Genomic DNA, 12,999 nt, shown 5'->3' on the forward strand with positions numbered 1-12,999 from the left:
TTTTAGGTAATTTATGATGAATTCAACTAAATAAGGTACGTTATATTATCAAAATAAATGTTATATAAAACATGAAGAACTTTAAACCACGGTTAATATTTGATTAGAGATAGTTAAAAGAAATATTAAAAATCAAACAAAAAATGAGAGGAGTACAAAGCACATGAAACAAATTAAAAAAACACTAAGCATATTTATGGTAGCAATATTTGTAATGGCTGGAATTTTAGGAAATGGTACAGCAAAAGCTACAGTTTTAATTCCAAAAATAAATTATCTTGGAGTAGACCATTCACCACTAGTAGTAGGAGATACTGAAAAATTTACAATAACTTCAAAGTATGATGGGCTAGTACAATACAAAGCATTCATTTTTGATGGTAAAGAATGGAGCGAATTAACAAGTGGATATGGGGAAGCAGTAGATGCTAAAACTCCATATGTTTTGCCAGAAACAAGCGCATTTAAATTAGGAAAATATAAACTTTCAATTTGGGTAAAAAGGGCAGGAGTAGCAAGTGTTAACGAGAAAGGCTACGATACTTTCTATATAGCAAGTTTAAACTGTGTAACTAGAGATAATGCTAACAGAGTATATGCAAATGGCGACGCTAAAGTTGAAACTAAGGGTTTAACAGTTAAATTAAACGGAATAGAAAATATAGGTGGGATTAAAGGGCCATACCTTTATAGATTATTTATATTTAATCCAACAACAGGAGTATGGTCAAGTGGAGCTAAAGAGTATACCGAAACTCCATCATACACATTTAAAGAAGCAGGAACTTACGTGGTAATTGTACATGTAAACACAGTTAATTCAACAACCTGGAAAAATTATGAAGTTGGCATAAAAAAAGGATCATATGAAGCTTGGAAAACAATAGTGGTAAATGTTGATGACGGTATAAAAGTATTTGACACTTCAGTTAAGGCTGCTACAGGTGGAACTAGTAAATGTAACTTTAACAGCGGATGGTATTAAAAACTTTACTACAGATATAAAATACAAATATGGTTAGTATTATTGTCAAGCCCTTTAGCAGAAATGCTAAGGGGCTAATTTTTTCGCAGGAGAAGAATACAACTATTCTACATAGGATAGGCAATGTAATTGATGAAATAATGATAATTACAAGGATGTATATTATGAAAACAAAGATAAAGGAATTTGTGCTTATAAAAATAGGAATGATTATGGTATCAGCAGGTATGGAAATATAAGAATGACAGCAAAAGCTTTAGGGATTAACCCCTATATATTAGTTAGAAAAAGAAAGAAATACAATAAAGAAAACTAAAAGAAAATTCTCTAAACTTTAATAAAGGGTTAGAGGTGTTTTGTAAAAATATATTGATAATATTGACAAATCCTAATTTACATTATATTATAAATACGGTAAAGATAAATAAACGTATTTAGGATTGAGGGAAGCACGGTTAAATTCCGTCACGAACCCATCACTGTAATCATGGACAAGTTCTGCATAACCACTGTATCTTATCAGGGAAGGGTAGAATGAGGAAGAAATGTAAGTCAGATACCCATCTTAAATATTGGCATTGTAAAATCAGGGGGAGCAACTGATTTTGTAGCTTTTTAAAAACGATAAGCGAAATATGGGTAGCTTTAGCAATTTGCTAGAGCTTTTTTTTATTGCTCTAAATCTAAAATAAGGGGACTAGAAAGATGAAAAAACTAATGAAAAGTAGATTGATGATAATTGCAATGGCTATTATTGTATTTGCAAGTCTGCTAACAGCATGCACTAGTGGAAAGAAAGCTGGTGATGGAGCTACAGGTAAATTAAATGAGGAGAAAGAAATTGTACTGGGAGCTGCTAGAGATTTAGCACCAGGAGAAACTGATGCCTATTATGCAAGCTCTATATTGTATGTTTGGGAGCCACTAGTAGGATTAGGAGAAAATGGAGTTCCAATTCCACAACTAGCAGAAGAATGGTCAAATTCAAAGGATTATAAAGAATGGACCTTCAAAATAAAAAAAGGGGTGAAATTCCAGGATGGAATAGATTTAAATGCAGATGCAGTTATAAAGAACTTTGAAAGATACACAAATATGAAAACTAAGGGTTCTCCATTTTATTCTTTCGATGTAAATAAAACATATCCTAACTTAGAAAGCTTTCATAAGGTATCAGACTACGAAGTTAAACTTATTTTTAGCAAGCCTATATCAACATTAATATATAACATGGCTAGATTTGGAAGTGCAATGTATAGTCCAAAGTGTTTTGATGTAACCACAGGAGACTTTACCACTTTTGCACAAGGTACAGGACCATTTAAAATAGTTGATCGTAAAAAAGATCAATTTACTTTACTTGAGAGAAATGAAAACTACTATGGAGAAAAGGCCAAGGTTAAAAATATTAAAATAAAGGTAATACCAGATGCTCAAACTCGTTACAGTGCATTAAAATCTGAAGAAATCATGGGCGTTATGGATTTAGGAGCTATTACTCCAGAACTTGCTACAGAACTAGTAAAGGATAAAAATTTTCAGAATTCTACATCACCATCAACAATCACTCAATTTATATCTGTGAATGGACTTAAAGCACCATTTAATAATGTCAAAATAAAAGAGGCTTTAAGCTTATTAATCGATAGACAAACTATAGTTAAGGAGTTCTATGGTGGACATGGTACTCCAACAATAAACATTCTAAATCAAACATCACCATTTGCTAAAGAAATAAAACCAGTTTATGATGCTAAAAAGGCAAAAGAAATTATTAAAAAAGAGCTAAATGGGCAAAAGATGAAATTAGAATTTATAATCCCATCTTATGGTGTTGACCGTTACCCATACAAAGCTGTAGCAGAGTACCTTCAATCCGTTTTAAGCGAAGTGGGATTAAATTCTAATATAACTATACTTGATGGAGCCGCTTTCAAAGAAGCTCAAAAGATTGGAAATTATAATATGACACTTCAGACTAAAGGACTTCCTAGCGCAGAGCCCTTTACCATATTTGATGATTATATGAGAAGTGGAGGTTCAAGCAATAAATCCTACTCTTTAGGGTATAAAAATCAAAGAGCGGATGAACTTATAGAAAAATTAAAAGGAACTATGGATTTAGAGGAAAGAGGAAAAATATATAATGAACTTCAAGATATATCAACGAAGAATCCTTCAATGATACCTCTATTCGAAGATGTTAACTTAATTGCATACAACAAGAAAATAACTGGTTACAAAGCTACAATCTATGGAACTACATTATCTAATATGAAGTGGAGTAATTAGTGAAAAGTTCATTTAAATATTTAATAAAAAGACTAATAATGATTATACCAGTTTTAATAGGAATAACATTTTTAGCTTTTATGCTAGGTGTTATTGCACCGGGAGATCCGGCAGTTGAATATTTAAGTATGGATGGTATATCTACTCCTTCTGAAAAGGAAATAGAGGAGGTACGAGAAGAACTAGGTCTAAATGAAAACATGTTTGTGCAATATGGGAAGTGGACTAAAAAAGCATTAAGTGGAGATTTAGGGATTTCTTATATAACAAAAACACCAATAAGTACAGAAATACAGAGAAGGCTTCCAATTACCTTCTCTGTTTCTTTAATGGCAATGTTTTTTGTAATAGTTATTTCAATACCATTAGCCATAATTATGGCATTAAAGAAGGATTCAATCATTGATAATGTTGGAAGAGTAATTTCATTAATTTTAGCTTCCATGCCAGGATTTTGGATTGCAACTATTATGCTTAGTATATTTTGCGAAAAGCTTAAATGGCTTCCCACAAGCGGATATGGCACACTTAAGCATCTTATTATGCCAGGGTTTGTATTAGCAGCAGGAACTATTGGAACAATTATGAGGCTAAACAGAGCAACCCTAATAGAGGCTTTGGAACAGAATTATGTACTAACTGCAAGAGCAAAGGGGTTAAAAGAAAGAGTTATTATTTTTAAATATGCCTTTTTTAACTCACTAATGCCAATAATCACGCTACTAGGAAATTACTTTGGGGCAATTTTAGGTGGTTCTACAGTAGTTGAGGTTATCTTTGGGATTCCGGGTATGGGTAGTTATGTGATAAAGGGAATAATGAGCAGAGATTATCCAGTAGTTCAGGGATATGTGGTATTCACAGGGCTAATTTTTGTAGGTTTCAACTTACTTGTAGATTTATGCTATTTGATGCTCAATCCTCGTATGAGACTTGGAGGGGAGTAGAATGGATAAATTTAAAAATATGTCATTGATTTATAAGTTATCTTTTATGGTACTTATTATTATAGTGTTTATAGGAGTTTTTGCAGATTTTCTATCACCATATGATCCTAATAAAGTAGAGATGGCCAATAGATTAATGGGAATCTCTAAAGAACATTTACTTGGAACAGATGCTTTAGGAAGGGATGTTTTAAGTAGAATTATACATGGAGCTAGGGTATCTATATTTTTATCCTTAATAGCAACAGTATGTACAATGATACTTGGAACATTTATAGGACTTATTTCTGGATATTGTGGAGGAATTATAGATAGTATAATTCAAGTTGTAGTAACTATATTTCAAGGGTTGCCGGGTTTAAGTTTTATGATAGCTATAGCAGGGGTATTAGGACCAGGAATAAAAAGCTTACTAATAGCAATAGTTGTAACTTCTTGGGCAGGATTTTCAAGGATAGTACGTGGAGAGGTTCTAAAGGTAAAGCAAGAAAAATATATAGAGGGAGCTAGAGCGCTTGGTGCTAGCCATATTCATATAATAATACATTATGTACTTCCTAATATTTTTGCTACATTTATTGTGCTCTTTACTATTAGAATAGGAAAAGTTGTGTTATCAATGGCATCTTTAAGTTTTTTAGGCCTGGGAATGCAACCCCCACAAGCAGATTGGGGCGTGATGGTTAATGACGCAAAAACATATTTTAGATGCTATCCTCATCTTTTATTAGCGCCGGGATGTAGTATATTACTGCTTTGTTCTAGTATAAACTTAATAGGAGATGCACTAAGGGATGTTTTTGATGAAAAGAGAGATTTTTTTAGTCAATACCTATAGTTGTAAATTACAAGAATTAATGTCTGCGAAAGGAAAATTAAAATCATGAATGTAGATATAAAAATATCAGATTTAATGATTCATTTTTATACAAAAGAGGGAATGGTAAGGGCTGTTGATGGAGTAGATTTAGTTTTTAATAATGGAAAAATTACTGGTATAGTAGGTGAAACAGGAAGTGGAAAGTCTGTGCTTGGACTTTCAATCCTAAATCTTCTTGCTAGTAATGCTAAAAAATCTGGTAGTATTTTTTATAAAGATGAAGATTTGCTATCCATGGATGAAGAGAGAATACAAAATATAAGAGGAAAAGTGATATCCATTATACCACAAAATCCTTCCACAGCCTTTAATCCTATATTAAAGATAGGAGAGCATATTAATGAGTTATTTTATTACCATGAAAAGGTTAAGAAAAAATTTTGCAAAGAAAAGACTTTAGATGTTTTAAGGAAGTTCTCATTTTTAAGTCCTGAAAGAATATATAATTCCTATAGTTTTCAATTAAGTGGAGGAATGAGTCAAAGGGCATTAACTGCCATGGGCATGGCACTAAATCCTAAGTGGATAATTGCAGATGAACCAACTAAAGGATTAGATGCAATTATACGAAATCAGGTATACAACGTATTTAAAGGATTAAAGGCAGATAAGGGAGTTAGTATGATTGTGATAACCCATGATTTAATGCTTGCAAGGAAGTTATGTGATGAAATTGTAGTTATGTATGGGGGTAAGGTTTTGGAACAGGGAGATAAAGAAGAAATCTTTAGTTCGCCAAAACACCCGTACACTAGAGGATTAATAGATGCACAACCAAATAGAAAATTAATTCCAATAGAGGGCATGGCACCTAACTTAACAAATTTGCCAAATGGGTGCAGGTTTCATACTAGATGTAAGTATGTCAAGGAAATATGTAGGGTATCAGAGCCAGATATGTATTCCACTGAAGGTTCTAAAGTGAGGTGTTTTCTTTATGATAAGAGTAGAGAATTTGAGGAAGGAATTTAAGAGTGGCGTTATAAATAGAAGAATAGTAAAAGCTATTGATGAGGTTTCCTTTGAAATAGAGGAAGGAGAAACCTTGGGATTGGTTGGAGAAAGCGGGTGTGGTAAGTCAACTTTATCTAGGGTGATATTAAAGCTAATAAAAGCTGATGGTGGAAAAATATTCTTTCAAGGAAAGGATATAAGCAATTATAGCTTTTCAAAGATGAGAGAACTTCGCGGAAAGATGCAGATAATATTTCAACATCCTGATTCATCACTAAGTCCTAAAAAGACTATTGAAAATAGTTTAATTGAACCATTAAAGATACATAAGATTTATAAAAAGGGAAAAAGTGAAGAATTAATAAAACATTACTTAAAGTATGTGGGCCTCACTTACGATATATTATCAAGATATCCTCATCAAGTTAGTGGAGGTCAGATACAAAGAGTTGTCATTGCTAGGGCATTGATTCTAAATCCAAAGTTTATTATTTTAGATGAACCAACATCTATGCTAGATGTATCTGTACAAGCTAAGCTTATACAAGTTTTAAAAAAGGCACAAAGAGAGTTTGGGATAACTTACTTATTTATATCTCATGATATAGATTTAGTAAGAGTTGTTAGTGATAAAATAGCTATAATGCTTAATGGAAGAATAGTTGAAACTCTTAAGGCGGATAGTATATATGAGGATGCTACACATGAATATACTAAGAGATTAATAGAGAATTTTGTAAATTTTTAAGGAGTAAAGTATGGGGTTAAAATATATAGAAATAGATTTTGAAAAGATTTGGCAAGAATATATGGGGGAGAAGGATGGCTATGATAGGGAAAGGGCCCTCAATATATATTGCATTCTTTAAATATATGTGCAAACATCAGATATATAGATGTAGAAAATGAAATAGAGTTTGAAAGTTTAGAGGATATATATAGTAGAATAAAGGATGAAGTTGGTGAGGTAGAAGAGAAATTTATAATAAATGAATTTGTAAAAAGAAATTTCGTAAACACTGGTAAAAAGTATATATTTACTCACAAAACAAAGGTAGAAATAATATATTGGAATAGTTCTAAATATTAAGGGGTGTATCAAAATGCTTGAAAAATCATTTGAGTGGACAGACCCTTTTCTGAATTAATTTAAATCACTAAAATGTTAACCTTATTATGGTTAATATTTAGTGATTTTTTTTTGAATAAGATCATGCAAAAATGCACTGTATGCATTTTTGAATATGGCCTAGTTTGAAGGATTTGCGTCATTAATTTTAAAAACCTCTCAATGTTGCACCATGTTTATAAGAAAACTAATATTGTTAAACCCTTGTTAATAAGGCTTAAATATAGAGTATTCAATGGCTAAGATATTAAAAAAGCAATAAATCCCATAGTTGGCACGGCTATTGCTTAGTATATATACATCAAGAGAAATTGGGGGGAATATATTATGCCATTAATGACAAGGGAAGAATATATTGATAGTTTAAGAAAATTAAAACAAAAAGTTTATTTATTTGGAGAGCTTATAGAAAATCCTGTGGATCATCCAATGATAAGACCATCATTAAATTCAGTAGCTATGACTTATGAACTTGCGCAGAAAAATGAATATGAAGGTTTAATGACAACTACATCAAGTTTAACAGGGAAAGTGGTAAATAGATTTTGTCATATTCATAAAAGTAATGATGATTTAATAAACAAAGTTAAAATGCAAAGATTATGCGGTCAAAATACAGGAGCATGTTTTCAAAGATGTGTTGGTATGGATGCTTTTAATGCTGTATATAGTACTACTTTTGAGATTGATGAAGCTCATGGAACTGATTATCATAAAAAATTCAAGAAATACATGGAGTACGTTCAAGAAAAGGATTTAGTTGTGGATGGAGCAATGACAGATCCTAAGGGAGACAGATCACTGGCTCCAAGTAAACAAAAGGATTTAGATTTATTTTTAAGAGTTGTAGAGAGAAGAGAAGATGGAATTGTTGTTAGAGGAGCAAAGGCTCACCAAACAGGAATGGTTAATTCTCATGAAATATTAGTTATGCCAACAATAGCAATGGGGCCAGATGATAAGGACTTTGCCATCGCATTTGCTGTGCCAGTTGATGCAGAAGGTATCTTTAGTATATATGGAAGACAATCTTGTGATACAAGAAAATTAGAAGAGGGTGCAGAGATAGATTTAGGAAACAGTACTTTTGGAGGACATGAAACCCTAACTATATTTGAAGATGTATTTGTTCCAAATGAAAGAATATTTTTAAACGGAGAAGTAGAGTTTTCAGGAATGCTTGTAGAAAGATTTGCAGGATATCATAGACAAAGCTATGGTGGATGTAAAGTTGGGGTTGGAGATGTACTTATAGGAGCATCTGCTGTGGCTGCTGATTATAATGGAGCAAATAAGGCATCTCACATAAAAGATAAGCTTATAGAGATGATTCACTTAAATGAAACCCTATACAGCTGTGGTATTGCCTGTTCCTGCGAAGGCGCTGCTACAAAGTCTGGAAACTATCAAATAGATTTGTTACTAGCAAATGTTTGTAAACAAAATATAACAAGATTCCCTTATGAGATAGCAAGACTTGCAGAGGATATAGCAGGAGGGTTAATGGTGACAATGCCATCAGAGAAAGACCTTAAGGATCCTAAAATAGGACCATATATAGAAAAATATTTAAAGGGCGTAGCTAGTGTCCCAACTGAAAATAGATTAAGAATACTAAGACTTATAGAAAATTTAACGCTAGGAAGTGCTGCCGTAGGTTATAGAACTGAGTCAATGCATGGTGCTGGTTCACCACAAGCTCAAAGAATAATGATATGGAGACAAGGTAATTTAGACAAAAAGAAAAAATTAGCTAAAGCTATAGCAAAAATTAAGGAGTGAAATTCTTATGGAGTGGAAAGAGGTATATAAAGAAAAAATAGTTACGGCTAGTGAAGCTTCGCAAAAAATAAACTCTGGAGATCGGGTAGTTATTGGTCATGCAGTTGGAGAACCTAAACTAGTTATAGATGCAATGATTGAAAATAAGGAAAGTTACGGAGATGTAGAAATAGTTCACATGGTGGGGATGGGAAAAGGAACATATGCAAGAGAAGAAATGGCTCATCACTTTAAGCATAATTCCTTATTTGCTGGAGCATCTACAAGAGAAGCTATAAATAGTGCTAGAGGAGAATTCACACCTTGCTTTTTTTCAGAAATCCCAAGATTATTTAGAGAAGAGTATTTAAAGGTAAATGTGGCTATAATTCAAGTTTCAGAGCCTGATGAACATAGTTTTTGTAGCTTTGGAGTTTCAAATGATTACACTAAAGTAGCTGCAGAGTGTGCAGACATAGTTATAGCCGAAGTTAATAAGAAGATGCCAAGAATACTTGGCGATAATTTTATACATGTTAAAGATATAGATTACATAGTAGAGGCCGACTATGAAATTATGGAACTTAAAAAAGGCGAAATAGGAGAAGTGGAAAATGAAATAGGAAGAAACTGCTCCTTTATTATAGAGGATGGATCCACATTACAACTGGGAATAGGTGCCGTGCCAGACGCTGTACTTTTAAATTTGAAAGATAAAAAGGATTTAGGTATACATTCAGAGATGATATCAGATGGAGTAGTAGACCTTGTAGAAGCTGGAGTTATAAATAACAGGAAAAAGACAATTCATAAAAATAAGATAGTAGCTACGTTTTTAATGGGAACAAAGAAACTATATAATTTTGCAGATAATAACCCAATGATAGATATGTTCTCTGTTGATTATGTAAATGATCCATATGTTATAAGTCAAAATGATAATATGGTATCAATAAATTCATGTATACAAATAGATTTGATGGGACAAATAGCATCAGAGTCTATAGGACTTAAGCAATTTAGTGGAGTGGGAGGACAGGTAGATTTTATTAGAGGTGCAAATAGATCTAAAGGTGGTAAAGCAATAATAGCAGTTCCATCAACAGCTTCTAAAGGCACTGTTTCTAGAATAGTTCCATTTTTAGATAATGGAGCTACAGTAACAACATCAAGAGCAGATGTTCATTATGTAGTTACGGAGTATGGTATAGCAGAATTAAGGGGAAAGACATTAAAAGAAAGAGGCAGAGCTTTAATAAATATAGCTCATCCTAAATTTAGGGGAGAGTTAATTAAAGAGTGGGAAAGAAGATTTAATAGTAAATTTGATTATTTTATATATTATAAGATTCATAAGTAAAGGATGATAAAAAGATGGTTTATATAAAAGAAGAGTATTGTAAAGGATGTCAGCTTTGCATAGATTTTTGTCCTAAAAAGGTTTTAGTTATGAGCCTTGGAAAAGCAACAGTTGAAAAGGGAGACTTATGCATAAGCTGTGGTATATGTGAGAGAATTTGTCCTGATTTTGCTATAACAATAGGAGGGGACAAAAATGAGTAATATGGTATTAATGCAAGGAAATGAAGCCTGCGTTGCGGGTGCAATAAAAGCTGGAATGAAGTTCTATGCAGGTTATCCAATAAGTCCTGCTAGTGAAATTGCTGAAATAGCATCGGTAGAATTGCCTAAGGTAGGTGGCAAGTTTATCCAGATGGAGGATGAGATAGCAGGTATGGCAGCAGTAGTTGGAGCTTCACTAGCAGGCTTAAAATCAATGACAGCTACAAGTGGACCGGGATTTTCATTAAAGCAAGAGGTTATAGGATACGCTTCAATGGCTGAGGTACCCTGCGTAATAGTAGATGTTATGAGAGGCGGTCCAAGTACAGGACTTCCAACATCAGTATCACAAGGTGATGTAATGCAAAGCATGTGGGGAACTCATGGAGATCACCCAGTTATTGTAATAACACCTATAAGTGTATCAAGTATTTATAAATTAACTATAGAAGCATTTAACTATGCAGAACAGTATAGAGTCCCAGTAATACTGCTATTAGATGAAGTTATTGCTCATATGAGAGAAAGTATATCTTTAGAGGATTATGAGGCTGAAATAGTTGATAGGAAAAAGCCAGATTATTGTAATAAAAATGGATTCAAAGCCTATGAGATTACAAAAGATATGGTACCGGCCATGGCAAATATAGGTGAGGGTTTTAATTTTCACGTTACAGGACTTAGCCATGATGAATATGGATATCCATCAAATTCAAATGAGGTAGCTGGAGATCTTATAACTAGACTTTTATGTAAAATCAAAAATAATAGGGGTAGCATAGTTAGATATGAAGATATTAAAACAAAGGGTTGCAAAAATCTAATAGTTTCATTTGGTTCTGTAGCAAGAGTATGCAAGGAATTAGTAGAAGGTGAAAACCTTGAAGACACAGGATTATTTATACCTTATACTATATGCCCATTTCCAGACAAGGAATTAGAAAAAATCATAGAGGAAAATAATATAGAGAATATATTTGTACCGGAACTAAATGCAGGACAGCTTATAAATGAAATAGATAGAATATCAAAAGGCAGGTGCAAAGTAGTTGGAATAAATAAGTATTGTGGTGAAATATTTGAGCCAAGTGAAATTGTAAATGCCATAAGGGGAGAGCACAGATGAATCAAGGGCTAATAGATAAGTATTTAAGGAAAGATAAATTGCCACATATATGGTGTAGTGGATGTGGTAATGGAATAATATTAAAAGCATTAGTTGAGGCTATAGATGCTTCAAATATAAATAAAGAGGATATATGTATTGTAGGGGGTATAGGCTGCTCATCGAGAGCAGCTCAATATATGAATTTTGATACAATACACACATTACATGGGAGAGCTATACCTTATGCTACAGGAATAAAACTAGCAAATCCTAAAATGAAAGTTATAGTAATATCTGGTGATGGTGATGCAACCGCTATAGGTGGAAATCATTTAATACACGCTTGTAGAAGAAATATAGATTTGACTGTAATTGTTTTCAATAACAATATATATGGAATGACAGGAGGACAATGTTCACCTACAACGCCAAAGGATGCAAGAACAACTACGTCTGAAGGTGGAAATCTTTGTAGAGATTTTGACATATGCAAGTTATGTGATGCAGCAGGAGCAACTTATATAGCTAGAAGTACAGTAGCGCATTACAATCACTTAGTAAAATCTATAGAAGGTGCTATTTTAAGAAAAGGATTTTCAGTGGTGGAAGCACTAACTACTTGTCCAGTTCAATATGGAAGAAGAAATAAATTAAAGAAGCCTTCAGATATGATAAATGTTCTTAAAAATGGTGGAGCAGAAAATGAAAAACTTAAAATAGGAGTTTTCAAGGATGAAAATGAAAATGAAGATGAATATGTAGAGCAGTACTTAAAATATATTAGCACCCAGGTGATAATTTAAGGAGGAAGCTTAATCATGGATAAAAGAGAAATAATTTTCACGGGACTTGGAGGACAAGGAATAGTTAAAGCAGGGATAATACTGGCAGAAGCTGCGGTACTGGAAGGAATGCATGTTGTTCAAACTCAAAACTATGGACCAGAATCTAGAGGTGGATGCTGTAGGGCAGACGTAATAATTTGGGATAAAGATATATCTTATCCAAGGGTAGACAATGCGGATATAATTTTAGCCTTAAGTCAAAGTGGGTATGACAAGTTTAAAAATAATTCAGCAGAAGGTGCTGTTGTAATTGTAGATGAAACTGTAGATATTGAAGGAGATAGTAATTGCATTAAACTACCTTTAATAGAGGCATCAGAAGTGCAGCTTAAGAATCCTCAAAGCATAAATATGTTATGTTTAGGAGCCTTGGCAGCAGTAACAAAATTAGTTGATTATGAAAGTTTAAAGAAAGCTATAAGTGAAAATGTGCCAAGGGCCACTTTGGATAAAAATATGGTAGCTTTTAATAAAGGGATATCTATGGTTGAAGCTTTAGCGTAACAATAAATTTAAATTACAAAGATTGATAGGG

The 12,999-nt window shown here is 32.9% G+C and carries 14 protein-coding genes and 1 riboswitch; all 14 genes read left to right on the plus strand.

Going from position 1 to position 12,999, the window contains the following annotated elements; genetic code table 11:
- Nucleotides 1–163 precede the first annotated feature (163 nt).
- The 14 genes from G9F70_RS11380 to G9F70_RS11445 all read left to right on the plus strand — a co-directional run bounded on the left by G9F70_RS11380 (nucleotide 164) and on the right by G9F70_RS11445 (nucleotide 12,968).
- The gene (locus G9F70_RS11380; protein WP_164946970.1) at nucleotides 164–985 is read left to right on the plus strand and encodes a hypothetical protein; all 822 of its coding nucleotides are present in this window, start codon (nucleotides 164–166) and stop codon (nucleotides 983–985) included.
- A 29-nt stretch (nucleotides 986–1,014) separates the two neighbouring features.
- A complete protein-coding gene (locus G9F70_RS11385) occupies nucleotides 1,015–1,224 on the plus strand; it encodes a hypothetical protein (protein ID WP_164946969.1) in 210 nt (69 codons plus the stop codon).
- Nucleotides 1,225–1,386: 162 nt separating this feature from the next.
- A riboswitch (cobalamin riboswitch) is annotated at nucleotides 1,387–1,568 on the plus strand.
- A gap of 122 nt (nucleotides 1,569–1,690) precedes the next feature.
- Entirely contained in the window at nucleotides 1,691–3,277 is a 1,587-nt protein-coding gene (locus G9F70_RS11390; protein WP_164946968.1) for an ABC transporter substrate-binding protein, read from the plus strand.
- A complete protein-coding gene (locus G9F70_RS27295) occupies nucleotides 3,277–4,224 on the plus strand; it encodes an ABC transporter permease (RefSeq protein WP_164946967.1) in 948 nt (315 codons plus the stop codon). The genes G9F70_RS11390 and G9F70_RS27295 overlap by 1 nt, the downstream gene beginning before the upstream one ends.
- Nucleotide 4,225: 1 nt before the next feature.
- Nucleotides 4,226–5,062, plus strand: coding sequence for an ABC transporter permease (locus tag G9F70_RS11400; protein ID WP_164946966.1), 837 nt, complete (start codon nucleotides 4,226–4,228; stop codon nucleotides 5,060–5,062).
- A gap of 45 nt (nucleotides 5,063–5,107) precedes the next feature.
- Nucleotides 5,108–6,076: an ABC transporter ATP-binding protein gene (locus tag G9F70_RS11405; RefSeq protein WP_164946965.1), complete on the plus strand. Its 969-nt coding sequence runs from the start codon at nucleotides 5,108–5,110 to the stop codon at nucleotides 6,074–6,076.
- Nucleotides 6,042–6,806, plus strand: coding sequence for an ABC transporter ATP-binding protein (locus G9F70_RS11410; protein WP_164946964.1), 765 nt, complete (start codon nucleotides 6,042–6,044; stop codon nucleotides 6,804–6,806). The genes G9F70_RS11405 and G9F70_RS11410 overlap by 35 nt, the downstream gene beginning before the upstream one ends.
- Nucleotides 6,807–6,914: 108 nt before the next feature.
- Nucleotides 6,915–7,148: a hypothetical protein gene (locus tag G9F70_RS11415; protein ID WP_164946963.1), complete on the plus strand. Its 234-nt coding sequence runs from the start codon at nucleotides 6,915–6,917 to the stop codon at nucleotides 7,146–7,148.
- A gap of 366 nt (nucleotides 7,149–7,514) precedes the next feature.
- Nucleotides 7,515–8,969 carry a 4-hydroxyphenylacetate 3-hydroxylase family protein gene (locus G9F70_RS11420; protein ID WP_164946962.1) on the plus strand — a complete coding sequence of 485 codons (1,455 nt, stop codon included), beginning with the start codon at nucleotides 7,515–7,517 and terminating at the stop codon, nucleotides 8,967–8,969.
- Between the two features lie 7 nt (nucleotides 8,970–8,976).
- Entirely contained in the window at nucleotides 8,977–10,308 is a 1,332-nt protein-coding gene (locus G9F70_RS11425) for an acetyl-CoA hydrolase/transferase family protein (RefSeq protein ID WP_164946961.1), read from the plus strand.
- A 14-nt stretch (nucleotides 10,309–10,322) separates the two neighbouring features.
- Entirely contained in the window at nucleotides 10,323–10,511 is a 189-nt protein-coding gene (locus tag G9F70_RS11430) for a ferredoxin family protein (protein WP_125005648.1), read from the plus strand.
- Nucleotides 10,504–11,637 (plus strand): 2-oxoacid:acceptor oxidoreductase subunit alpha, encoded by a 1,134-nt coding sequence (locus G9F70_RS11435; protein ID WP_125005650.1) that lies wholly within the window; start codon nucleotides 10,504–10,506, stop codon nucleotides 11,635–11,637. Before G9F70_RS11430 ends, G9F70_RS11435 begins: the two co-directional genes overlap by 8 nt.
- Nucleotides 11,634–12,422 carry a 2-oxoacid:ferredoxin oxidoreductase subunit beta gene (locus G9F70_RS11440; RefSeq protein ID WP_164946960.1) on the plus strand — a complete coding sequence of 263 codons (789 nt, stop codon included), beginning with the start codon at nucleotides 11,634–11,636 and terminating at the stop codon, nucleotides 12,420–12,422. The genes G9F70_RS11435 and G9F70_RS11440 overlap by 4 nt, the downstream gene beginning before the upstream one ends.
- 15 nt (nucleotides 12,423–12,437) lie before the next feature.
- Nucleotides 12,438–12,968: a 2-oxoacid:acceptor oxidoreductase family protein gene (locus G9F70_RS11445; RefSeq protein ID WP_125005654.1), complete on the plus strand. Its 531-nt coding sequence runs from the start codon at nucleotides 12,438–12,440 to the stop codon at nucleotides 12,966–12,968.
- Nucleotides 12,969–12,999: the final 31 nt, after the last annotated feature.

Origin of the sequence: Clostridium sp. FP1, assembly GCF_011065975.2 — a bacterium.
GTDB lineage: Bacteria > Bacillota > Clostridia > Clostridiales > Clostridiaceae > Clostridium_AD > Clostridium_AD tagluense.

Bases quoted from the DNA above. Each gene is read 5' to 3' on its own strand.
- G9F70_RS11410 (WP_164946964.1), top strand. From the start codon at position 6,042: ATGATAAGAGTAGAGAATTTGAGGAAGGAATTTAAGAGTGGCGTTATA.
- G9F70_RS11430 (WP_125005648.1), top strand. From the start codon at position 10,323: ATGGTTTATATAAAAGAAGAGTATTGTAAAGGATGTCAGCTTTGCATA.
- G9F70_RS11400 (WP_164946966.1), top strand. From the start codon at position 4,226: ATGGATAAATTTAAAAATATGTCATTGATTTATAAGTTATCTTTTATG.
- G9F70_RS11420 (WP_164946962.1), top strand. From the start codon at position 7,515: ATGCCATTAATGACAAGGGAAGAATATATTGATAGTTTAAGAAAATTA.
- G9F70_RS11385 (WP_164946969.1), top strand. From the start codon at position 1,015: ATGGTTAGTATTATTGTCAAGCCCTTTAGCAGAAATGCTAAGGGGCTA.
- G9F70_RS11435 (WP_125005650.1), top strand. From the start codon at position 10,504: ATGAGTAATATGGTATTAATGCAAGGAAATGAAGCCTGCGTTGCGGGT.
- G9F70_RS11440 (WP_164946960.1), top strand. From the start codon at position 11,634: ATGAATCAAGGGCTAATAGATAAGTATTTAAGGAAAGATAAATTGCCA.
- G9F70_RS11445 (WP_125005654.1), top strand. From the start codon at position 12,438: ATGGATAAAAGAGAAATAATTTTCACGGGACTTGGAGGACAAGGAATA.
- G9F70_RS11425 (WP_164946961.1), top strand. From the start codon at position 8,977: ATGGAGTGGAAAGAGGTATATAAAGAAAAAATAGTTACGGCTAGTGAA.
- G9F70_RS11380 (WP_164946970.1), top strand. From the start codon at position 164: ATGAAACAAATTAAAAAAACACTAAGCATATTTATGGTAGCAATATTT.
- G9F70_RS11390 (WP_164946968.1), top strand. From the start codon at position 1,691: ATGAAAAAACTAATGAAAAGTAGATTGATGATAATTGCAATGGCTATT.
- G9F70_RS11405 (WP_164946965.1), top strand. From the start codon at position 5,108: ATGAATGTAGATATAAAAATATCAGATTTAATGATTCATTTTTATACA.